Below are 26,001 nucleotides of genomic sequence, written 5' to 3'. Positions count from 1 at the left end.
GCTCGATCGGGCAACAGCCGAGGAGTTCACCGAGCACTCGGCCGGATCGGCCCGAACACTTCCGAGCCGAGCCGAGCCGAGCCGAGCCGAGCCGAGCCGAGGGCCGCCAGGCCATCACCCGGCGAGTCGGGCCGGGGGTTCTGTTCACAGATTCCCGACGATGTGCTCCAGACGCTGGGCGATGTGCTCTCGAGCCTGCTCGCGCAGTGCGGGCCGATACCCCGACGGGTACACCGGGTCGCCGGGTGCGTAGTCCTTCAGCACCTCTTTTGCGAGCGTGATCTTGTGGACCTCGGTAGGACCATCCGCGATGGCCATGACCTCGGCGTAGTTCATCATGTCGACGAACGGTAGATCCTGGCTGACGCCGAGTGCGCCGTGCAGGTGCAGCGCGCGCTGGGCGATATCGTGCATCACCTTCGGCATCGCGACCTTGATCGCCGCGATGTCTTTGCGCACCTTCAGATAGTCCTGCTCCTTGTCGATGCGCCACGCGGTGCGCAACACCAGCAGCCGGAACTGTTCCATTTCGATCCAGCTGTCGGCGATGCGTTCCTGGGTCATCTGGAGCCCGCCGAGTGGGCCCTTGCGCATCGGACGTGACACCGCGCGCTCGCACATCATGTCGAAGGTCTTACGCACCAACGCGACCGTACGCATGGCGTGATGCACCCGCCCGCCGCCGAGGCGGGTCTGCGCGACGATGAAGCCCTGGCCTTCGGCGCCGAGCAGGTGATCTGCCGGTACCCGGACATCGGTGAAACGCAGATGCCCCTCGTGCTCGCTGAAACCGTGCACGTGGAAGTTCTTCACGATCTCCAGGCCGGGAGTGCCTGCGGGCACGATGAACATCGACATGCCCTGATACGGGCTGACGTCAGGGTTGGTCACCACCATGACGATGTGGAAGGCCGCGAACTGGGCGTTGGAGTTGAACCACTTCTCGCCGTTGATGACCCAGTGGTCGCCGTCGCGCACCGCCCGAGCCTTGAACAAGGTCATGACCGAACCACCCGTGGGTTCGGTCATGACATAGCAGGAGCCGATCTCGCCTGCCAGCAGCGGTTGGAGATACTGCTCTTTCTGCTGCTCGGTCCCGTAATGCGCCAGGATCTCCGCGTTCCCGGAATCGGGCGCCTGACAACCGAAGACCGACGGCGCCCACACCGACGTGCCGAGCACCTCGTTGAGCAGCGCCAGCTTCATCTGGCCGAATCCGGGGCCGCCCAACTCCGGGCCCAGATGACACGCCCACAGGCCTTGCTCCTTCACCTTCTCCTTCAACGGACGCATGAGCGCCATGGCCTCGGTGTCGGTGCGGTCGTAGGGGTTCGGATAGAGCAGGTCGAGCGGCTCGACCTCGGTGCGGACGAACTGGGCGGCCCAGTCCAGCTTCGCCTGGTACTCCGGATCGGTCTCGAAATCCCAAGCCATGGTCGGCCTTTCGTCGGCGTCGGCGCTGAACCCCGGATGGCCGGGTTTCGCAGGTGTTCCGTTGAGCACACTATCCACCCCCACAGACCGCATCAAGGGTCGCGCGGATGGCCGGATGGCCTGCGAATGCGCGGTAAAAGGCCCGGTAGGGTCGGTGGCGGCGGGAACAGACCGGCCGGTGCCGGTGTTGACCCCGACGCACGGTCGTAGCACTACCGGCGGGTAACATGGCTGCGACTTTCCTACCCGTTTTCTCTACAAGTGAGGCTTAGATGACAGAGCGGATTCAGGTCGGCGGGCTCCAGGTGGCCGGCGTTCTCCACGAGTTCGTCGAGAACCAGGCGCTTCCGGGTACCGGCGTGGATTCCGCCGCGTTCTGGGCCGGCGCGGAGCAGATCATCAACGATCTCGCCCCGCGCAACCGTGCCCTGCTGGCCGAACGCGACGAGATCCAGGGCAAGCTCGACGCCTGGCACGGCGAGAACCCCGGCGCGAACTACGACAAGGCCGCCTACAAGAACTTCCTGACCGAGATCGGGTACCTGCGTCCCGAACCGGCCGAATTCCAGATCGCCACCCAGAACGTCGACGACGAGATCGCGACCACCGCGGGTCCGCAGCTGGTGGTGCCGGTGATGAACGCGCGCTTCGCGATCAACGCGGCCAACGCGCGCTGGGGCTCGCTCTACGACGCCCTCTACGGCACCGATGCCATCTCCGAGGCCAATGGCGCGGACAAGGGCACCGGCTACAACAAGGTGCGCGGCGACAAGGTCATCGAGTGGGCGCGCAACTTCCTCGACGACTCGGTCACCCTGATCACCGGCTCACACATCGGCTCCTCCTCGTACAAGATCGTCGACGGTGAGCTGGAAGTCGGCCTCGAGGACGGCACCGAGATCGGCCTGGCCGACGCCTCCCAGCTGGTCGGCTACCTGGGTGACCCCGAGTCTCCGACCTCGATCCTGCTCGAGCACAACGGGCTGCACATCGAGATCCAGATCGATCCCGAGTCGCCGATCGGCAGCACCGACACCGCCGGCGTGAAGGACGTCGTGCTGGAGTCCGCGGTCACCACGATCATGGACTTCGAGGACTCGGTCGCCGCGGTCGACGCCGAGGACAAGGTGCTCTGCTACCGCAACTGGCTCGGCCTGATGAAGGGCGACCTGTCCGAAGAGGTCAGCAAGGGCGGCAAGAGCTTCACCCGCACCATGAACCCCGATCGTGTCTACACCGCGCTCGACGGTTCCGAGCTGGCCCTGCACGGCCGTTCGCTGCTGTTCGTGCGCAACGTCGGTCACCTGATGACCTCCGACGCCATCCTCGACGCCGAGGGCAACGAGGTGCCCGAGGGCATCATGGACGGCCTGATCACCTCGCTGATCGCCAAACACGCCCTCAGCGGCGACACGAAGCTGAAGAACAGCCGTACGGGCTCGGTGTACATCGTGAAGCCGAAGATGCACGGCCCCGACGAGGTCGCCTTCACCAACGAGCTGTTCGGCCGGATCGAAGACGTCATCGGTGTGGACCGCAACACCCTCAAGGTCGGCATCATGGACGAGGAGCGCCGCACCACCGTCAACCTGAAGGCCTGTATCGCGGCCGCTCAGGAGCGCGTGGTCTTCATCAACACCGGCTTCCTCGACCGCACCGGCGACGAGATCCACACCTCCATGGAGGCCGGGCCGATGGTCCGCAAGGCCGATATGAAGGCCCAGCAGTGGATCGCCTCCTACGAGGACTGGAACGTCGACACCGGCCTGGCCACCGGCCTGCCGGGCAAGGCGCAGATCGGCAAGGGCATGTGGGCCATGCCCGATCTGATGGCCGACATGCTGGTCCAGAAGATCGGCCACCCGAAGGCGGGCGCCAACACAGCCTGGGTGCCCTCGCCCACCGCCGCCACCCTGCACGCCACCCACTACCACCTGGTGGATGTGTTCAAGCGGCAGGCCGAGCTGGCCAAGGGCGGCGCCCGCGCCACCGTCGACCAGATCCTGCAGATCCCGCTCGCCGCCGACACCAACTGGTCGGCCGAGGACAAGCAGCAGGAGCTCGACAACAACTCCCAGTCCATCCTCGGCTACGTGGTGCGCTGGATCGACCAGGGCGTCGGCTGCTCCAAGGTGCCCGACATCAAGGACGTCGCGCTCATGGAAGACCGCGCCACCCTGCGCATCTCCAGCCAGCTGATGGCCAACTGGCTGCGGCACGGCATCGTCTCCGCCGACGACGTGGTGGCCAGCCTGGAGCGGATGGCTCCGGTGGTCGATCGCCAGAACGCCGGTGACGCGACCTACCGGCCGATGGCGCCCGATTTCGCGGGCAGCGTCGCTTTCCAGGCCGCCAAGGAACTGATCCTGGAGGGCACCAAGCAGCCCAACGGCTACACCGAGCCCATCCTGCACCGTCGTCGTCGCGAGGCGAAGGCACTGGCAAATAAGTGATGTTCAGTGAGTGAAAAGTAGCTCCCAGCAGCTCTTTCAGCGGAGGCCCCGCACCGGAGACAACCGGTGCGGGGCCTTTGTCGTCTCTGGAGATCAGCTCGAATACCGGGTGTGACGCTCAAAACGGTCACAACAACGGTCACACATGGAGGTGTGTCACCGTGGTCAACAAGAAGGTCTGCACAGCAGTGGCGGGCTCGATTGTGGTAGCGCGAACCGCCACGAAGACCAGATCGATGGCGACCGCGGCAGCAAGGGCGCTCACCCGGACCCGGGCGGTGACACTCGGTTCTCCGCCCGGTATGCCTAACCTCCCAAAATTGGGAAGTGCGCAAGTTTGTCGAATTCGACCGATTCGTGCATAGTCGATCGACCGTGGTGCGGAATATGGTGAAACTGCGCTGTTCGGTATTTTCTGGCCTCGAATTCACGCGAGGTCGATCCGACGCATGGATATTCGTATCCAGGACAGGCTTCCTGGATTTCATCGGGAAATCATCTTCTGTTCCATGTGGCGCCATCGGACATGCTGCTATTTGTCATGGCTATGTCGAATGACATTGCTGCTCGGGAACTCTCGAAGCTGCCCCGCCAGGTCCGAGCAAACTTCGGGATCGGCTACCGGTTGCGAGATATCTATTCGAATGGCAAGCTCAGCTACCAGTGAGCAGCTCGGCTGCTCGCGGTTGTGGCACGGTGAAGAGAAGTGAGGAATAGGTGCTGGGTTCTTCCTCTGAATGGGAAGTGGGGGGCACTGACGGCGGGTGGATGACGCGTAAAGTACGAATACCCGCGTACCTTTTCGTCACGGCGAAAAGGTAATTCACCTGAATGTCATTCGATGAGCGCCGGCCAGTCCAGTTCGTGCATCTGACGTGCGCGTGAGCCGCCGTTCATAGAACCCTTCAGTAGCGAACCGCGGACCCCGCGCATGTTGTGCCGATCGGGTCGACGCACCCTATTGAGCTGCCCGGTCCGATGCCCGCAGGCAGGCGTGGTAACGACGCCTGCCTGGTGTGGCAGCCGGTGCGATGCCACTGCCGTACGCCGCTGAGTCGTGCTGTCGGCACCACCACCGGATACCCGGCCGAACACAACGGAATTCACCGATCCCGCCCGCGCGCGGGACTCGTCGACGACCTTGCGACACCCCTGGATGTGAACGTGAATACAAGTGCCGGTGATTCATCCGAGCGCATGCTGGAGTACCTGAAGAAGGTCACCGTGGAACTCATGGCGACCCGCGAGGATCTGACCCGGCTGCGGGAACGGATCAGCGAGCCGATAGCGATCGTCGGCATGAGCTGCCGCTATCCCGGCGGCGTCGAATCACCACGCCAGCTCTGGGATCTGGTCGCCTCCGGTACCGACGCCGTCGGCGGCTTCCCGGCGGACCGCGGCTGGGACGTGGCCGAGCTCTACGATCCCGATCCCGACCGATTCGGCAAGTCCTACACCCGCGAAGGCGGCTTCCTGCGCGGGGCAGGGGATTTCGACGCGGCATTCTTCGGGATCGGCCCGCGCGAGGCCGCCGCGATGGATCCGCAGCAGCGGCAGTTGCTGGAAGTGTCGTGGCAGGCGTTGGAGGACGCGGGTCTCGAACCGGCGGCGTTGCGGGGCAGTGATACCGGCGTGATCGCCGGGGTGATGTACGAGGACTACGGATACCTGGCCCGGGAAGCGGGGCCGGCGGCCGAAGGGTACGCGGGGACCGGCTCGGCGAGCAGTGTGGTGTCCGGGCGGGTGGCGTACACGTTGGGTCTGGAGGGCCCGGCGCTCACCGTTGATACGGCGTGTTCGTCATCGTTGGTGGCGATCCATCTGGCCTGCCAGTCGCTGCGCCGCGGGGAGACCTCGCTGATGCTGGCGGGCGGGGTGACCGTGATTTCGACGCCGGGCCTGTTCGTGGAATTCTCCCGCCAGCGGGGCCTGTCGCCGGATGGGCGATGTAAAGCATTCTCCTCGGCCGCCGACGGTGTGGGATGGGCCGAGGGCGTGGGGATGGTGGTACTGGAACGGCTGTCGGACGCGCGCCGCAACGGCCACGATGTGCTGGCCGTGATACGAGGCAGCGCGGTCAATCAGGACGGTGCGAGCAATGGACTGACCGCGCCGAACGGTCCCGCGCAGGAACGGGTGATCGGCGCAGCGCTGGCGGACGCGGGCTTGACCGCAGCAGACATCGACGCGGTGGAGGCACACGGCACCGGAACACCGCTCGGCGATCCGATCGAGGCCCAGGCGCTGCTCTCGGCCTACGGGCAGGACCGAGCCGAACCCCTGCGGATCGGATCGCTCAAATCGAATATCGGACATTCGCAGGCTGCCGCTGGTGTCGGCGGGGTGATCAAGATGGTGCAGGCGTTGCGGCACGAGACGCTACCGCGAACCCTGCACGTCGAAGCGCCGTCACCACATGTGGATTGGTCGGCCGGATCGGTGCGATTGCTGACCGAGGCGCAGCCGTGGCCCGCGGGGCCGCGGGTGCGCCGGGTGGGTGTGTCATCGTTCGGAATCAGCGGCACCAACGCCCATGTGATCGTGGAGGAGGCGCCCGAGACGGATGCCGCCACCGACGAGAAGACCGCGGTGCCGCCTCTCGTTGCCCTCGAGTCGGCGGATGCGCTGCCGGTGCTGGTGTCGGCGAAATCGGCCGACGCGCTGCGGGCCCAGGCGAACCGATTGCGGCAGTGGCTGCTCGACGATCCGGATGCCGACCTGTGGAGCCTGGCATCGTCGCTGGTCGGCACTCGGACGCACTGGGACCGGCGCGGTGCGGTGGTGGCCCGCGACCGGGAGCAATTGATGACGGGGCTGGCGGAACTCGCGGCGGGCGCGCCGGGCACCGGTGTGGCCACGGGGACGGTCGTCGCCGGTGGCACCGCGTTCCTGTTCACCGGACAGGGGGCGCAGCGGGCCGGTATGGGTGCGCGGCTGTATCGCGCGTTCCCTGTCTTCGCGGCCGCGTTGGACGAGGTCTGCGCGGCGTTCGATCCGCACCTGCCATCCGCGCGGCCGCTGCGGGAGGTGATGTTCGCCGATCCGGACGGTGTGCTCGATCGCACGGAATGGACGCAACCCGCGTTGTTCGCATTCGAAGTGGCGATGTACCGGCTGACGGAATCGTTCGGGATCACCCCGGATGTGCTGGCGGGACACTCCATCGGGGAGCTCGCCGCCGCGTATGTGGCGGGGGTGTGGTCACTCGAGGACGCGTGTCTGCTGGTGGCGGCGCGGGGACGGCTGATGGGTGCGCTGCCGCCGGGTGGGGCGATGCTCGCGGTCGCCGTCACCGAGGCGCAAGCCGTCGAGATCCTCGCGGAATACGGGGATCGAATCTCGGTCGCGGCGGTGAACGCTCCCGCCGCCGTGGTGCTGTCCGGTGCCGTTGACGCCGTCGATGTGCTGGAGAAGCAGCTCTCCGGTGCGGGAAAGCGGGTCGCGCGATTGCGGGTCGGCCATGCGTTTCATTCGGTGCTGATGGAGCCGATGCTCGCCGAATTCCGTGCGGTGGCCGAAGGTCTGCGCTACCGGGTGCCGTCGATCCCGATCGTGTCGACCGTATCCGGTGCCGCCGGCACCGAGGTGACCGAGCCCGGGTACTGGGTGGACCAGGTCCGGGGATGTGTGCGCTTCGCGGCGGGCGTGCAGACGCTCGTGGAATCGGGGGTGCGGCGCTTTCTGGAGATGGGGCCGGACGCGGTACTGGCGGCGATGACGCAGGAGTGCCTGGCCGGACGGACGGACCCGGGATCGCCTGCGGTGGTGGTGGCTGCGGCACGACGATCGGCCGATGAGGTCACCCAGTTCGTGACGTTGCTGACACAAGCCCATATCGCCGGCGTCCGGGTGAGGTGGGAGTCATTGTTCGCGGGCAGGCAGACCCGTCGGGTTCCCTTGCCCACCTATGCGTTCGCACGTCAGCGTTACTGGCTTGCCCCCGGAATCGGAGCGACGGGTGCGGCGGACCATCCGATCCTCACGAGCGCGGTGCCGGTGGCGGGCCGCGACGAATGGCTGTTCACCGGCAGGGTTTCGGCGCGGACGCATCCCTGGATCGCCGATCACGTGGTGTTCGGGTCCGCACTGCTGCCCGGTACCGGATTCGTGGAGTTGGCGTTGTCTGCGGGCGCCCGGCTGGGCGCGGGCGTGATCGAAGAACTGGTGCTGGAATCGCCGTTGCTGCTCGATGCCGAGGCGACCGTCGATATTCAGCTCGGCGTCGAGGCGGCCGACGGTGCGGGTCGCCGGCGTTTCTCGGTGCATTCCCGGACCGTGCCCGATGCGGATTCCGTTGAGGTGGAATGGGTGTTGCACGGCTCCGGTGTGCTGGCACCGCTCACCGCAACCGGGGATATGGGCTGGAATGAGCGCACCTGGCCACCGGTGGGTGCCGAACCGGCCGATGCGGCGCGGCTGTACGAGCGATTGGCCGGGATGGGTTTCGGATACGGTCCGGCCTTCCAGGGCGTGCGGGGCGCCTGGACGCGCGGTGCGGAGGTGTTCGCGGAATTGTCGCTACCCGAGGAGGCGGACGCGCGGCGGTTCCGGATCCATCCAGCGCTGCTCGACGCCGCCTTCCACCCCGCCATCGACCGTCTCGCCGATGCCGATGCCGATGCCGATGCCGATGCCGATGCCGGACGGGTACCGCTGCCTTTCGCCTTCGCAGGTGTTCGCGTGTACCGGGACGAGGCCACCGCACTGCGGGTGCGCGTCGGCCGTGATGGTGGCGATCGCATTCGAGTCGATGCCGTCGACACCACGGGCGCGCCCGTACTCGCCATCGACGCGCTGACCGCGCGCCCGGTCGATGCCCGCATGCTGCATCGTGATCGCGCCGCCCATTCCCTGTACACCCTCCGGTGGACACCGATGCCCACAGCGGCCGCCCCCGCCAAGCGAGCCGTCGCGGCCCTGGGTGGGGTGCCAGTGCCCGGCGCCGATACCGAATACGCGGAGCCGGGCGATCTGCTTGCGGCGCAATCGGTTGCGGATATCGCGGTCTGGCATTCCGAGGACGTATCCGCTCCGCCGGATATGGCCGCAGCTGCCCGGCGCCGCGTCCATATCGCCCTGCCGGTGGTGCGGAACTGGCTGGCCGATCCACGATCCGAGCACACCACGCTGGTCGTGGTGACCCGGCACGCTGCCGAGATACCGGGGAAGTCCTGCGATCCGGCGGCGGCGGCCGTCTCCGGCCTGATCGCCTGCGCGCAGTCGGAACATCCCGGACGGATCGTGCAGATCGATCACGACGACGCCACCGTGCTGACGGCAGACGCTGTGTTGCGGGCGGTCGCGCTCGGTGAGCCGCAGGTGGCATTGCGCGATAACGGCATGCTGGTCCCGAGGCTGGTCCGGGCCGCCGCGCCGGATGCGGGGCCGCTGTCGTTCGGCAGCGGAACGGTCCTGATCACCGGCGGCACCGGCGGATTGGGTGCGCTCACCGCGCGACATCTGGTCACGGCACACGGTGTGCGGCGACTGCTCCTGGTTTCCCGGCGGGGACCGGATGCCGAGGGCGCCGGGGAACTCGCCGCCGAACTCGAAGGCATGGGTGCCCACGTGCGGGTAGCCGCATGCGATGTGGCCGATCGCGACGCCCTGTCCCGGCTGCTGCGCACCATCTCCGCAGACCACCCGCTGACCGCCGTGATCCACACCGCCGGAGTACTCGACGACGCCACCATCGAGGCAATGACCACCGAACAGGTGGATCGGGTCCTGCGCCCGAAAACCGATGCGGCGCTGAACCTGCACGAATTGACCCGCGATCTGGATCTGTCGGCCTTCGTGCTGTTTTCCTCTGCCGCACCGCTGCTCGGTGGTCAGGGCCAGGGCAATTACGCGGCGGCCAATCGCTTCCTCGACGCGCTGGCGCATCATCGCCGGGAAGCGGGCCTGCCCGCGCACGCACTGGCGTGGGGACTGTGGACGCTCGGTATGGCGGACGCGGTCGCCGAGCCGGGCGGAGAACATATCGCCCGCCGGATCCGCACCCGCCTCGGACTGCTTCCGATCACCCCGGAGCCCGGCCTGGCGCTGTTCGATCGGGCGCTGGCCGCCGGGCACGCGTTCCTGATGACCGCGATACTCGACATGTCCGCGCTCACCGCGCTGGCTCGCTCCGGGATGCTGCCCGCGGTGCTGCGCGATCTGGTGCGCACGCCCGCGACGGCGCGACCGGAGCAGATGACGAGTTCGCTGGCCCAGCTCCTGGCCAGGTCGCCGGAGACCGAGCGCTACGACATCATCCTGCGTGAGGTCCGCTCGCTCGCCGCGGTCGTCCTCGGCCACAGCTCGGCCGAGGCCATCGACGCCGAGGTGCCGTTCGCCGAACTCGGATTCGATTCGCTGGGCGGGGTGGAGTTCCGCAACCGCCTCGCCGCGGCCAGCGGACAGGCATTGCCGTCCACGGTGGTGTTCGAATATCCGACCGCCGTCGCTGTCGCCCGGATGCTGCACGCGCAGCTTGGCGCTTCGCAGGCCCCTGCGCAGGCTCCGCCCGCCACGACGGGCGTGCGGGGCACCCTCACAGAGCTGGTGCTGGCTGCGCACCGGCGTGGCGAGGTGGCCGCCACCCTGCCTCTGTTGATCGAAACCGCGAAACTGAGCGTCGACGGCGAACGCGCCGCACCGCACGGTTCTTCGGCACCGATGCTGCTGGCGCGCGAGGGCGCAGGTCCCACCCTGATTTGCATTCCGTCATTCCTGGTCGGCAATGGACCGCATCAGTTCGGGCGGTTGGCGCGCGAACTCGGCGGGGAACTCGGTGTATCGGCACTGTGGTTGCCGGGCGCCCGTGCGGGGCAAGCGCTGCCGTCGAGCTGGGATGCGCTGCTGGATGAACTGGCCGCCGCCACCGCCGAAGCCACCGAGGCGCGTCCCTTCGCTCTCGTCGGCTATTCGATCGGTGGCGCGCTCGCGCACGCGCTCGCCGGACGGCTCGAGGAGCGCGGCCGTGGACCGGTGGGTGTCGCACTGCTCGACACCTATTCGCCCGATGGCGATGAACTCATGCGCCATGTGTTCGCCCGCGCGCTCGGCCTGGTGCTCGATCGCGGCCACGAGCTGATCGACATCGACGACCATGCCTTGGTCGCGATGGGTAACTACGTGCGGATCTACCACGAGCGCCGCAACCGGCCGATCGCGGCGCCAACGCTGAATCTGCGCGCCACCATCGGCCTGCCGGGTCTCGAGGTCGCCGAACCGGTGCCGGGATGGCAGCACCGAGGCGACACGGTCGAGATCGAGGCCGATCACTTCTCACTCATCGAAGAGCAGATCCCCGCCGTGGCGCGAGCCCTGCGGCAATGGCTCCAGTCGGTGGCGAACCCCGCCGCGAGCGTGTCATGACCCGGATCGGCGATTTTCCGCACTGCGCAGTGCGTGGCAGTTGACAAGGCGAGACAGAGGAAATCCCATGGTCGAATCGGCGAACGAGATCGCCATTGTCGGAATGTCGTGCCGGCTGCCGGGCGCTGCCGACCTGACACAGTTCTGGCGGCTGCTGCGCGATGGGCGCGAGGCCATCGGTTCGGCTCCGGCCGATCGCCCCGGTGTCGATGAGACGGCCGGATTCCTCGACACCGCCACCGAATACGACGCCGACTTCTTCGGCGTACCACCGAACGAGGCGCGGTCGATCGATCCGCAGCAGCTACTCGGTCTCGAATTGAGCTGGGAGGCGCTGGAAGACGCGCGCCTGCTCGATCGGCACGGAGCCCGCGCCGGAGTGTTCCTCGGCTCCACCGGCACCGATTTCGCCGAAATCGTCGCCGCGCAGGGCCGATCCGGTCTCGGCAGGCATACGCTCTCGGCCGTCGGCCGGGGGATGGCAGCCAACCGGATCTCCAACTATTACGGGTTCACCGGTCCGAGCCTCGTCGTGGACAGCGGTCAGTCGTCGTCGCTGGTCGCCGTGCATCTGGCCTGCGCGTCCTTGCGCAGTGGTGAATGCGATATAGCCCTTGCGGGCGGGCTGAATCTCATTCTCTCCCCGTTGAGCGGTGAGCGTTATGAACACTTCGGCGCCCATTCGCCCTCGGGTAAGTGCTACACCTTCGATGAACGTGCGGACGGCACCGTCCGGGGTGAAGGCGGCGGCGTCATCGTGCTCAAACCGATGGCGCGGGCGGTCGCCGACGGTGATCGGATCTACGCGGTGATCCGGGGCAGTGCGGTCGACAGCGGAAACGAGCGCCGGGTGCTCGGCGCATCGAGCGCGGCCGCGCAGACCTCGGTCATCCGGGACGCGCTCACGGCGGCAGCCGTCGATCCGGCCTCGGTGCACTATGTGGAGCTGCACGGGACCGGCACACCTGCCGGTGATCCGGTGGAGGCGACCGCACTCGGCGATACCTACGGCGCGACGCGGTCCGCGGACTCGGCGTTGATCGTCGGTTCGGTGAAAACCAATATCGGGCATCTGGAAGGTGCGGCGGGAATTGTCGGTCTGATCAAGACCGCGTTGTGCCTGCGGCATCGAGAACTGGTGCCGAGCCTGAACTTTCACACCCCGAATCCGCGGATTCCGCTCGACGCGCTCGGTCTGCGGGTCGCCACCGCGACCGAACCCTGGTCCGCTGCCACGCTGCGTCGAGCGGGCGTGTCGTCGTTCGGTATGGGCGGTACGAACGCGCATGCGGTGCTGGAGGAAGCGCCGGCACCCGTTGCGGGCGAACCGGTGACCGCAACGGAGCGGACGCGGCCGGTGGCGCTGGTGCTGTCAGGGCAGAGCCCGGCGGCATTGCGGGAGCAGGCGGTGCGGTTGCGGGAGTGGCTGGCCGAGCATCCGGGGGCTGATGCCACCGAGGTAGCCCATTCGCTATTGCGCTCGCGCACTCCGCTGGAATGGCGGGGCGCGGTGGTGGGGCACCGGATCGAGGCGTTCGATGCCGGGCTGGCGGCATTGGCCGATCCGGCCGGAGCCGATGATCGCCTCGCGGTGATCGGCAGGGCGGCGATTCGGCAGGCCGTGTTCGTGTTCCCTGGCCACGGCAGCCAATGGGCCGGGATGGGTGCGCAGCTGCTGGCCTCGGATCGGGTATTCGCGGCCGCGATCGCGGAGTGCGAGGCGGCGTTGGCGCCGTTCGTGGACTGGTCGCTGACCGAGGTGCTGCGCGGGGTGGAGGGTGCCCCGTCGCTGGAACGTGAGGATGTCGTCCAGCCGGTCATTTTCGCGGTGTCGGTCGCATTGGCCCGGGTGTGGCGCGCAAGCGGAGTCGAACCCGCCGCGGTGATCGGTCATTCTCAGGGCGAGATCGCGGCTGCGGTGGTGGCCGGTGGATTGTCCTTGGCGGACGGGGCCCGGGTCGTCGCGGTGCGTTCGCGTGCGCTCACCGAGGAACTGTCGGGATCGGGCGGTATGGCGGCGGTGGCGCTGGCGGCCGATGCGGTGCTCGCGCGCATGAGGCCGTTCGGTGACCGGTTGTCGATCGGTGCGGTGAACGGCCCGGGGCAGACCGTGGTGACCGGCGAGCTCGACGCGCTGACGGAGTTCCTCGACGGATGCGCCGCGGCGGGGGTGTGGGCGAAGCGGGTACCGATCGACTACGCCTCCCATTCGCCCGCGGTGGAGCGGATCCGCGACCGGCTGCTGGCCGGGTGGGCGCCGATTCGACCGAAAAGCGGTACTGTGCCGTTCTTTTCGACAGTGACCGCGAATTACGTCGATACCGCTGACCTCGATGCCGGGTACTGGTACCGGGGCCTGCGCGAACCGGTGCGGTTCGCCGACGCGGTCGAAGCACTACTGCGTGCCGAGCTGAACGCTTTCGTCGAGACCAGCCCGCACCCGGTGCTCACCGCCGCGATCGAGGTGACCGCGGACGCGCTCGGGAAAACCGGCCAGGTGGCCGTGCTCGGCACCTTGCGGCGCGGTCAGGGCGGCCCGGAGCACGTCACCGCCGCGCTGGCACGTGCCTATTGCGCGGGGCTCGAGGTTGCGCCGCAGATGCTCGCGCCGCACGCCCCGATGGTGGACCTGCCGGTCTACGCGTTCCAGCGGCGGCGCTGCTGGACGCCCGGAGTCGGTATGGGCGCGGAATCGGGCGATGCGCGCCAGGCGGCACTGCTGCCGCAAGCCCCTCCAGCCGCCGATGCCGCTGCGCAGATCACCGACTCGGGCCCACTGGCGCCACGGCTGTTCGCGGCGCCCGAGCCCGAACGTGACGCACTGGTGCTCGCGGTCGTGGCCGAACAGGCGGCGCTGATCCTCGGTCACGATTCCCCCGATGCGATACATCACGAACTCCCTTTCACCGCAGCCGGATTCGATTCGCTGAGCGGACAGCAATTGCGGAATCGACTGGTGGCGGCCACCGGCGTGCAGCTGCCCGCGACACTGGTATTCGACCATCCCACCCCGGCCGCGGTGGCCCGGCTGGTGCGTTCGCGGCTCGAAGGCGTGGATCCGGGCATCCGGCAGGCGACGCGGCGCGCACATTCCACGGAGCCGATCGCGATCGTCGGAATCGGCTGCCGGTTTCCCGGCGATGTGGCCTCGGCCGAGGACCTGTGGGAGCTGGTCGCGGCGGGCCGGGATGTGATCACGCCGTTCCCGGCGGACCGTGGCTGGGATCTGGAGCGGCTGTTCGACGCCGATCCGGATAAGCCGGGCACCGTTTACACCCGGGAAGGCGGATTCCTCTCCGCCGCCGACGTTTTCGACGCCGATTTCTTCGGCATCGGCCCGCGTGAGGCCGCTGCGATGGATCCACAGCAGCGACTGATGCTCGAGGTCGCCTGGGAAGCCCTCGAGCATGCGGGCATCGACCCCAGCGGATTGCGCGGCACCGATGCCGGTGTCTATGTGGGCGCCTGCTCCTCCGGCTATGAGCGGGGGGTGAGCGGCGGTTATGAAGGCTATCGACTCACCGGGACCTCGCACAGCGTGATATCCGGCCGGGTGGCCTACGTCCTCGGCCTGGAGGGGCCCGCGGTCACGGTGGACACCGCGTGCTCGTCCTCGCTCGTCGCGCTGCACCTGGCCTGCCAGGCATTGCACCAGGGCGAAACCGCGCTGGCGCTCGCGGGCGGGGTGAGTGTGGCGGCGAGCCCGGATCTGTTCATCGATTTCGCCCGCCAGCGCGGGCTGGCGCCGGACGGACGGTCGAAGGCTTTCGCCGCCGCGGCGGACGGCGTCACCTGGGCCGAGGGCGTCGGCGTCCTGGTGCTCGAACGGCTGTCGGATGCCCGCCGCCACGGCCACGATGTACTGGCCGTGGTGCGTGGAAGCGCGATCAATCAAGACGGTGCGAGCAACGGCCTGACGGCGCCGAACGGTCCATCGCAGGAGCGGGTGATCGCGGCGGCGCTGGCCGCGGGCGGTCTGGCGCCCGCCGATGTCGATGCCGTGGAGGCGCACGGGACCGGGACCACCCTTGGTGATCCGATCGAAGCGCAGGCATTGATCGCCGCCTACGGCTCCGGACGGGACGAGCCGTTGCGGATCGGATCCGTGAAATCGAATATCGGTCATGCGGTCGCCGCGGCCGGTATCGGCGGCGTCATCAAGATGGTGCAGGCCCTGCGCCATGAAGCGCTGCCGAAAACCCTGCATGTGGACGCCCCGACACCGCATGTGGACTGGTCGGCGGGATCGGTGCGATTGCTGACCGAGCCCGAGCCGTGGCCCGCCTCGGACCGGGTGCGCCGTGCGGGTGTCTCGTCGTTCGGGATCAGCGGCACCAATGCCCATGTGATCGTCGAAGAAGCACCGGCGGCCGTCGCGGTCGAGGGCTCCGGTGCGGATCGGCCCGCCGCGCTCCCGCTGCTCCTTTCGGCGAAGACCGACGCGGCGCTGCGAGATCAAGCGGGGCGCTTGCGGCAGTGGATGCTCGAGCATCCCGACGCCGATCTCGGCAGCGCCGCCAAGGCGCTGGTCGACACGCGTGCGCAGTTCGTTGTGCGCGGTGCAGCCGTCGGCGCCGATCGAACCGAACTACTGGCCGGACTGGCCGAACTCGCCGCCGGAACCGGAGCCTCCGCGGGCCGGGTCATGGCCGGTAAGACCGCGTTCCTGTTCACCGGTCAGGGGGCACAGCGGGCTGGGATGGGCGCCGAACTCTACCGTGCGTTCCCCGTCTTCGCCCGTGCCTTGGACGAGGTATGTGCCGAGTTCGATCCCCATCTGGACGCGGTGGATCCGGCACCGGGCCGGGACCGCGCACTCGCGTTGCGGGAGTTGATGTTCGACGATGTCGAGGGGTTGCTCGACCGGACGGAATTCACCCAGCCCGCCTTGTTCGCGTTCGAGATCGCGCTGTTCCGGCTGATCGAATCATTCGGTATCACCCCGGATCTGCTGATCGGTCATTCGATCGGCGAACTCGCCGCCGCGCATGCGGCGGGTGTGTGGTCGCTGGCCGACGCGTGCGCGCTGGTGGCCGCCCGTGGCCGGCTGATGGGGGCGCTGCCGATGGGTGGGGCCATGCTGGCGGTGGCGTGCGGGGCCGAACGCGCGTCGAATGCCATCGAGGATGCCCAGGGCCGGGTGTCGATCGCGGCGGTGAACGGACCGGCGTCGACCGTGCTGTCCGGGGACGCCGAGGCCGTCGGTGAGCTGGAGCGAAGCCTGGCGGCCGCCGGGGTCAAGACCACTCGGCTGCGGGTGAGCCACGCGTTCCATTCGGCGCGGATGGATCCGATGCTGGCCGAATTCCGTTCGGTGGCCGAGGCGATCGACTCCCGCCCGCCGAACATTCCGATCGTGTCGAATGTGACCGGTGAACTCGCCGGATCCGATCTGATCGATCCGGAGTACTGGGTGCGGCAGGTGCGGGATCGTGTCCGCTTCGCCGACGGCGTGGACGCTCTCGTCTCGGCGGGTGTACGCCGGTTCGTGGAGGTCGGGCCGGACGCGGTACTCGCGGCGATGGTTCGGCAATGCCTGGCCGAAACCCCGGACGCCGAAGCGGCTTCGGTGGTGATCGCGGCCGCGCGGCGTACCGCCATGGAGCCGACCAGGTTCGTCTCGGCGCTCGCGCAGGCCCATATCGCCGGTATCGAGGTGAACTGGACGGAGCTGTTCGCGGATTCCATGGCCTCGCGAGTGTCCCTGCCGACGTACGCGTTCCAGCATCAGCGGTACTGGCTGACATCCACCCAGACCGGTGATGCCAGGACCATCGGCCTCGACGAGCTGCGGCATCCGCTGCTCGGCGCCGTGGTCCGCGTGCCCGAGTCAGAAAGTGTGGTGGCGACCGGCCGGATATCGCTGTCGAGCCATCCCTGGCTCGCCGATCATGTGATCGGCGGTGCCGTACTGGTGCCGGGGACGGCATTCGTGGAGTTGGCGTTGCATGCCGGTGCGATGACCGACAGCCCGCATCTGGCCGAGCTGGTCGTGACGGCGCCGCTGGTGCTCCCGGCGACGGGCGCCGTCGAACTGCGCGTCATGGTGGACGGGCCCGATGAGTCGGGATCTCGGGCGGTGTCGGTGTACTCGCGTCTGCAAAGCGAGCTCGCGTCATCGGCGGTGGAGTGGACTCGTCATGCGACGGGAACCCTTGTCGCACAGCCGCTGTCGTCTGTGTCCCGCCAGGTGACGGAGATCTGGCCGCCGACGGGCGCCGACCCGATCGACATAGCGGATGGTTACGAAGAATTGGCTCGGCGCGGCTACGGTTACGGCCCGCATTTCCGCGGGTTGACAGCACTGTGGCGGCGCGGCGACGAGATCTTCGCGGAACTGGACCTGCCGGAGCAGGCGCATGGCGCGGCCGACCGGTTCGCGGTACACCCGGCACTGCTGGACTCGGCCCTGCACGCGGTCCTGCTCGGCGCCATGACCGAGCCGGCGGCGCCGGGCGAGATCCTGGTTCCGTATTCGTGGGAGAACATCGCCCTGCACGCTGTCGGCGCCACCTCAGTGCGGGTGCGGTCGGTACCGGCCGGAACCGGCGCCGATCGGCGCATCACGCTGACAGTCAGCGATTCACGCGATGAACCGGTCATCGAGTTCGGCGCGGTGACGCTGCGTCCGGTCGCGATCGACGCGCTCGCCGCCGATGAACGGGCGGACGCGGCACAGCTGTTCCGGCTGCGATGGGAGCCGGTGGGCAGCAGCGATGCCGCCGCGCCGGTCATGGCCACCCTCGCCGGTGGTGCCCTGACCGGGATCGACGTGGACTTCGCATCGGTCGCCGATATCTCCACGGCCGACATCGAGGTGGATGCCGTGGTGTGGCGGATACCCGAGTCGTCGACGGATGGTCCGGCGGCGGTGCGGCGCACGGTGCACGACACCCTCCGGACACTGAAATCCTGGCTGGCGGGCGAGCACGGTACCGAGGTCCGGTTCGCGGTGGTCACCACCGGTGGAGCGGGGTTGCCCGGGGAGGTCAAGGACCCGGCCGCCGCCGCGGTATGCGGGTTGGTGCGCAGTGCGCAATCGGAGAACCCGGGGCGGTTCGTCCTGGTGGACGAGGATCCGGCACAGCCGTTGGATGCCGAACGCGTGGCGACGGCGCTCGGATCGGGCGAACCACAGGTGGCGGTGCGCGGCGGACAGGTACTGGTGCCGCGATTGGTAACCGATGCGGCGCCCGTCGACACCGAGGCTCCTTCGTTCGGGAACGGGACCGTCCTCATCACCGGCGGTACCGGCGGGCTCGGCGCGCTGTTCGCCCGGCACCTGATCGCCGAGCACCGGGTGCGCAGTCTGGTCCTGACCTCGCGTCGGGGACCGGATGCGCCCGGCGCCGCCGAACTGGCCGCGGAGCTGACCCGGGCAGGCGCCGAGGTCCGGATCGTCGCGTGCGATGTGGCTGACCGCGATGCGGTGCGAAGCCTGCTGGACACCATCGACTCACCGGATCGCCTGAGTGCTGTCGTCCACACGGCGGGAGTGCTCGACGACGGCACCGTCGAGACATTGACCGGCGAGCAGGTGGACCGGGTCTTCGCGCCGAAGGTCGACGGCGCATGGCATCTGGACGAACTGACCCGCCACCGCGATCTGTCGGCATTTGTCCTGTTCTCCTCGATCGCGGGCATTGTCGGGTCGGCCGGGCAGGCGAACTACGCCGCCGCGAACACGGCCCTTGACGCGTTGGCCCAACAGCGACGGGCTGCCGGATCTGCCGCCACCTCGGTGGCTTGGGGCCCGTGGAACCAGGGCAGTGGGATGACCGGCGAGCTGGACCGGGTCGCCCTCGCCCGGTGGGAGCGTTTGGGGCTGGGCCAGATCGGCGACGATGAGGGTCGCCGTCTCTTCGACGCTGCCCTCACCCGGCCGGAGGCGTGCCTGGCCGCGATCCGATTCGACGCCGGTGTGCTGCGCCGCGCCGCCGACATCGAATCGGTTCCCGCCGTACTGCGCGGATTCGCGCCACGCGCCACGCTGAAACGAGCTGCGGCAGCCGATGGTTCGCTCGGCGCCCGGTTGGCCGGGCTGCCGGAAGCGCGACGCGGGTCCATGGTGCTGGAAGTGGTGCGCGAGCAGGTGGCCGCTGTGCTCGGCCATGCGTCACGCGAACTGATCGGGGCCGACCGGCCGTTCAGCGAGATGGGTTTCGATTCGCTGGGCGGGGTGGAGTTCCGTAATCGGCTGGATAAGGCGACCGGTGTGCGGCTGCCGTCGACGCTGGTGTTCGACCATCCGACACCGGCGGCGGTGGCCAAGCTGGTGCTGTCGAAACTCGGGCCCGCGCAGGGGGAAACGGCCGGGAAGGCGGTGCGGCGGGTGCGGGCGGACGAGCCCATCGCGATCGTCGGGATGGCCTGCCGGTATCCGGGCGGGGTCGAATCGCCCGACGAGCTCTGGGATCTGGTCGCCGCGGGAACGGACGCCATCAGCGAGTTCCCTGCCGATCGCGGCTGGGATCTGGAGCGGCTGTTCGATCCTGACCCGGCACACTCGGGAACCTCCTATGTACGTTCGGGTGGATTCCTGCGGGACGCGGCCGATTTCGATGCCGGATTCTTCGGTATCGGGCCCCGCGAGGCGATAGCCATGGACCCACAGCAGCGACTGCTGCTCGAGGTGTCCTGGGAGGCATTGGAGCACGCCGGAATCGATCCGGTGTCGTTGCGCGGCAGCGATACCGGCGTCTACACCGGCGTGATGTACCAGGACTACGAAACCGTGATCCGCGCGGCCGGACCCGAGGTGGAGTCCTATGCCCTGACCGGATCGCTCGGCAGTGTGGTGTCGGGCCGGGTGGCGTACGCGCTCGGCCTCGAGGGCCCCGCGCTCACCATGGACACCGCGTGTTCCTCCTCGCTGGTCGCCCTGCACGTGGCGTGCCGGGCGCTGCGTCAGGGGGAGAGTTCGCTGGCGCTGGTCGGCGGTGCGACAGTGATGACGACACCCACGGTGTTCGTGGACTTCTCTCGCCAGCGCGGGCTGGCCAAGGACGGCCGGTGCAAATCGTTCTCAGCGGCCGCCGACGGTGTGGCCTGGGCGGAGGGCGCAGGGGTACTGGTGATGGAGCGGCTGTCGGATGCGCGGAGGCTCGGCCACACCGTCCTGGCCGTGGTACGCGGCAGCGCGATCAATCAGGACGGTGCATCGAACGGGTTGACCGCGCCGAACGGCCCCTCGCAGGAGCGGGTGATCACCGCGGCGCTGGCCGACGCCGGATTGCGCGCGGCGGATGTGGACGCGGTAGAAGCGCACGGCACCGGGACCGCGCTGGGTGATCCGATCGAGGCGCAGGCCGTGCTCGCCGCCTATGGGCAGGATCGGGCGGAGCCGCTGCGGCTCGGATCGCTGAAATCGAATATCGGGCATTCGCAGGCCGCCGCCGGAGTCGGTGGCGTGATCAAAATGGTGCAGGCCCTGCGGCACGAGGTGATGCCCAAGACCTTGCACGTGGACGAGCTGTCACCGCATGTGGACTGGTCGGCCGGATCGGTTCAGGTACTGACCGAGGCACAGCACTGGCCCGCCGGCGGGCGGATACGGCGGGCGGGTGTGTCGTCCTTCGGTATCAGCGGAACGAACGCGCACGTGATCCTGGAGGAGGCGCCGCGCTCGGCGCCTGCCGGAGCGGGCGAATCAGCCGATCGCCACACCGAGGTGAATGTCTGGGCACTGTCGGCGGACAGCCCCGAGGCATTGCGCGGCCAAGCCGTTCGGCTCGCCGCATGGGTGGACGCACATCCGGAGGCGGACCTGACGGAGGTGGCGTCGACCCTGCTGCGCCACCGCCCCCAGCTGGAGTGGCGCGGTGCGGTGATCGGCCGGGAGCGCGCCGATCTCACGTCCGGGCTGGCCGGCCTGGCCGAGTCGGTGGCACAACCGCCCACCGGCAACGCGACATCGGGTCGCGCGACCACGGAACGCCGGGTGGCCTTCGTCTTCCCCGGCCAGGGGAGCCAATGGCCCGCGATGGCGGCGGAACTGCTCGCCGCGGGCGGGTCCTTCGCCGAGGCGATCGGGGAATGCGAAGCGGCGCTGGCACCGTTCGTCGACTGGTCGCTGACCGCGGTACTGCGTGGCGAACCGGACGCGGCGGCACTGGAACGGGTCGATGTGGTGCAGCCGGTGCTGTTCGCGGTGCTGGTGTCGCTGGCCCGGGTGTGGCGCGCGAGCGGCGTGGAACCGGCCGTGGTGGTCGGGCATTCGCAGGGCGAGATCGCGGCCGCCGTGGTGGCGGGCGGGCTGTCGTTGGCCGACGGTGCGCGAATCGTGGCGCGGCGCTCCCGGATCGTCGCCGAGGAACTGGCGGGCGCGGGTGGTATGGCGTCGGTGAACCTGTCTGCCGACGCGGTGACCGAACGGCTGGCCCGGTTCGGGGACCGGCTGTCCGTGGCGGCCGTGAACGGCCCCGGACAGATCGTGATCTCGGGTGCCGCGCAGGCCGTGACGGAATTCCTGGACGGGTGCGCGGCCGACGGTGTCTGGGCGAAACGCATTCCGGTGGATTACGCCTCGCACTCCCACGCGGTGGAGTCGATCCGCGATCGGGTACTGGCCGAGCTGGATCAGGTGACACCGATGCCCGGTTCGGTGCCGTTCTTCTCCACGGTGTCCGCCGACTACGTCGATACCGCGACGCTGGACGCGCGGTACTGGTACCGCGGGCTGCGCGAGCAGGTGCGTTTCGCCGAATCCATCGAAGCGTTGCAGCGCGCCGGGATCAACGCCTTCATCGAGGTGAGTCCGCATCCGGTGCTCACGATGGGGGTCGAACTGACCGCCGAATCGATCGATCTGGCCGATCAGGTGGCCGTCCTCGGCACGCTGAAACGCGAGCACGGCGGACCGCAACAGTTCGCCGTCGCGCTGGCGGGCGCGTATTGCGCCGGTATCGAGGTCGCGGCACAGGCGCTGGCTCCGGCCGCCGCTCGATTGGAGTTGCCGACATATGCCTTCCAGCGTCGGCGCTACTGGCCGAAACCGGCTGGTGTGCCGAATGACCGGCGGTCGGGTCTGGACGCGGTCGAACACCCGCTGCTCGGTGCGATGGTGCGGATGCCGGATTCGCGGGATGTGGTGTTCGCGAGCCGCGTATCGGCGGCCGATCAACCGTGGCTGACCGAGCATGCGGTGGCCGGTGTAGTGCTGCTGCCCGGCGCCGCCATGGTGGATCTGGTCATGCAGGCGGGAACGTTGCTCGACTGTACGGAGGTGGCGGATCTGACGATCGAGGCGCCACTTCCGGTACCGTCCGCCGGATCGATCGATCTGCGGGTGGTCGTGGCAGTGCCCGATACGCACGGCGCGCGAGCGGTATCGGTGTATTCGCACCCGAGTCAGGATGATTCGGATGAGTGGGTGCGGCATGCGAGCGGCACCGTCACCGCCGAACCGGCGGCGACTCCGGGCGTGGATCTGGTCGAATGGCCGCCCGCGGGCGCGGTGGCGATACCGGTCGAGGACGCCTATGCGGAGCTGGCCGGACAGGGCTACGAGTACGGATCGCTGTTCCGTGGGCTGACCACGCTGTGGCGGCGCGGTGACGAGGTGTTCGCGGAGGTCGCGTTGCCGGAAGCGGCCCGGCCGGATGTAACCGGCTTCGGTATCCACCCCGCGCTGCTGGACGCCGCGCTACACGCGATCCTGCTCGGTGGACTGGCTCCCGCCACCCCGGACGGCGCGATCGCCGTCCCGTTCTCCTGGGCGAACCTCACCCTGCACGCGACAGGCGCGACGGCACTTCGAGTGCGTGCGGCCAGGACCGACGTCACGGCCGGGAACGAACAGATCGCGCTCACCCTCGCCGATTCCGCGGGACTGCCGGTGGCCGACCTGGGTGCGTTGACCTTGCGGCCCATGCCGATCCACACTCTCGGTGCGGCGGGTGGACGGCCCGACGCTGTCGGCTACGCCGTGGAATGGCTCGCGTTCCCCGCACCGGCGTCCGGCGACACGGCGGACGCGTCCTGGGCACTCACCGGCGAGGCCGAAACCGTCACCGTCGCGGGGCAGGCGGCGACGGTGCTGCGTCTGGACGAGACATCATCCGGTGCGGGCGATCTTCCTGCGCTGGTACGAGATTCGGTGACCGACCTGACCGCGCGGATGCAGCGATTGCTGCAAGCAGACGAACTCGTGGTGGTCGTGACCCGGCAGGCGATGGCAGTGCATCCCGGCGAACCCGTGGATCTGCCCGGCGCTGCGGCCTGGGGTCTGCTGCGCACCGCGCAGAGCGAGAATCCGGGACGGATATTCGTCGTCGATGTCGACGAATGGACGGACTATCGGCACGGTGCGGAACTGGCAGTGGCCACCGGCAGTGAACCGGAACTGGCAGTGCGCCGTGGCGTGGCGTATATGCCGCGGTTGCGGCGCGCCAGTGGGGGAATTGCCGGGGCTGCGGCGGTCCTGCGTTCACCGGGCTTGGCATTCGGGGACCGCGGTCAGGGCGCCCTGGACGAGGACAATTTCGTCTTGGCCGATGATCCGCGCGCACGGGAACCGCTGCGGCCCGGACAGGTCCGAGTGGGTGTGCGTGCGGTCGGGCTGAATTTCCGGGACGTGCTCGTCGCGCTCGGGACCTATCCCTTCCCGGACGCCAGGATCGGCGGTGAAGCGGCGGGAATCGTGCTCGAGGTCGCCGACGACGTCATCGAATTCACTCCTGGTGACCGGGTTTTCGGCTTCCTCTGGGGTGTCGATTCGGTGGCCGTCGCCGACCGCAGGCTGCTCGCCCGGATGCCTCGCGGCTGGTCGTTCACCCAGGCCGCAGCGGTGCCCGTGGTGTATGCGACCGCCTACTACGGACTGGTCGACCTCGCTGCCGCGCAGCCGGGCCAGACCCTGTTGCTGCATGCGGCCACCGGCGGTGTCGGCATGGCAGCGGTGCAGCTCGCGCGGCATCTGCGGCTGCGAATGCTGGTCACCGCAAGTACCCCGAAGCGGGATGTGCTGCGGCAGATGGGATTCGGCGAGTCCGCGATAGGCGATTCGCGCACGCTGGAGTTCGAGCAGAAGTTCCTCGACGCCACCGATGGTCGCGGCGCGGATATCGTGCTGGACTCGCTGGCCGGTGAATTCGTGGACGCGTCGCTGCGATTGCTACCGCGTGGCGGGCGGTTCATCGAGATGGGTGTGCTCGATCGGCGTGATCGCGCCGAGGTGGCTGCCGCGCATCCCGGCGTCGACTACCGCAGTTTCGTCCTGCTCGATGTGGACCCGGACCGGCTGCACGAGATCCTGACGACACTGGTCGGCCTGTTCGACACCGGAGCGCTCACACCCTTCCCCACCACCGCGTGGGACCTGCGGCAGGCGCCGCAAGCCTTCCGGTACCTCGGCCAGGCCCGGCATATCGGCAAGAACGTGCTCACCGTGCCCACACCGTTGCGCCCGGACGGCACCGTCCTGATCACCGGCGGCACCGGGGTGCTCGGCGCGCTCGCGGCACGGCAGCTGATCACCGACTACGGCGTGCGGCGGCTGGTGCTGGTGGGCAGGCGCGGTCCGGGGGCGCCCGGTGCGGGCGAACTCCATGCCGATCTCACGGCGCTGGGCGCGCAGGTAGATATCGTCGCCTGCGATGTGGCCGACCGGGCCGCGTTGGACGCGGTGCTGGCGACCATCCCGCCGGAGCATCCGCTGACCGGTGTCGTCCACACGGCGGGCGTGCTCGCCGACGGGCTGTTCACCGCGATGACACCCGAACAGATCGCGACGGTACTGCGACCGAAGGTGGATGCGGCGTGGAACCTGCACAAGGCGACCGAGGACCTGGATCTGTCACTGTTCGTCCTCTATTCCTCGCTGACCGGCGTCATCGGTACCCCCGGCCAGGCGAACTACGCCGCGGCCAATGTGTTCCTCGACGCGCTGGCCCAGCACCGGCACGTACACGGCCTGCCCGCGACATCGGTGGCCTGGGGACTGTGGGAACAGAGCACCGGTATGACCGGCGATCTCGGTGCGGCCGATCTCGCCAGATTGCGGCGCGAAGGCATCCGCGCCCTGCGCGCCGAGGACGGTATGGCGCTGTTCGACGCGGCGCTGGCGACCGGTGATTCGGCGTTCGTGGCCGCGCGGATCGACCGGTCGGCGCTCGCCGACACCGAGGACGGCGAGGTCCGCGCGATGATGCGCGGACTGTCCGGGCCACCGCGGCGGCGCAGAGCCGCCGAGCGGAACGAATCGTCCGGTCTGCTGCCCCGGCTGCTGGGCCGGTCGGCGGCCGAGCAGGACCAGATCATCCTCGAGGTCGTCCGCACGCAGGCCGCGGCCGTCCTCGGGCATACCGGTGCGGAATCGGTGCTCGCGGACAAGCCGTTCACCGATATCGGATTCGATTCACTCGGCGTCATGGAGTTCCGCAACCGTCTGCGCTCGGCGCTCGGCGTACAGGTGCCCGCCACCGCGATGTTCGACTATCCGACGCCGGAGGCATTGGGCGCCTATCTGCGGCAACAGATCGTGCCCGACGACGATCCCGCCGAGCGGATCGCGGCCGAGGTCGAATCGCTGGCACGCAGCTGCGCCGCGGCCGAGCTGTCGGCCACGGACCGTTCGGAGATCTCCGCCCGGTTGGCGGCGCTGCTGAGCGAGCTCGCGGACCAGGACACCGAGGCGATCGACCTGCCAGGTGCCGTCGACGACCTCGACAGCGCCGACGACCGCGAACTCTTCGAATTCATCGATCACCTATAGCTGAATCAGCACGATCAGGAGCCCCACCGATGGCCGATA

General features: G+C 68.6%; 4 protein-coding genes. 3 read left to right on the top strand and 1 reads right to left on the bottom strand.

Going from position 1 to position 26,001, the window contains the following annotated elements:
• Positions 1-144 precede the first annotated feature (144 nt).
• Positions 145-1,434: an acyl-CoA dehydrogenase family protein gene (locus ACFXNW_RS21975; RefSeq protein ID WP_379419767.1), complete on the bottom strand. Its 1,290-nt coding sequence runs from the start codon at positions 1,432-1,434 to the stop codon at positions 145-147.
• 272 nt (positions 1,435-1,706) lie between these two features.
• Between ACFXNW_RS21975 and ACFXNW_RS21970 the strand changes: the two genes are divergently transcribed.
• The 3 genes from ACFXNW_RS21970 to ACFXNW_RS21960 all read left to right on the top strand — a co-directional run bounded on the left by ACFXNW_RS21970 (position 1,707) and on the right by ACFXNW_RS21960 (position 25,962).
• A complete protein-coding gene (locus ACFXNW_RS21970) occupies positions 1,707-3,887 on the top strand; it encodes a malate synthase G (RefSeq protein ID WP_379419598.1) in 2,181 nt (726 codons plus the stop codon).
• Positions 3,888-5,084: 1,197 nt separating this feature from the next.
• Entirely contained in the window at positions 5,085-11,249 is a 6,165-nt protein-coding gene (locus tag ACFXNW_RS21965) for a type I polyketide synthase (RefSeq protein WP_379419766.1), read from the top strand.
• Positions 11,250-11,316: 67 nt separating this feature from the next.
• Complete coding sequence (locus ACFXNW_RS21960; RefSeq protein WP_379419597.1) at positions 11,317-25,962, top strand: SDR family NAD(P)-dependent oxidoreductase; 14,646 nt, start codon at positions 11,317-11,319, stop codon at positions 25,960-25,962.
• Positions 25,963-26,001 lie beyond the last annotated feature (39 nt).

It is taken from the genome of Nocardia sp. NPDC059180 (assembly GCF_042754945.1).
Taxonomy (GTDB): Bacteria; Actinomycetota; Actinomycetes; order Mycobacteriales; family Mycobacteriaceae; genus Nocardia.
Note: the sequence above shows the minus strand (reverse complement) of the source record. Positions and strands in the feature narration are given on the sequence as shown.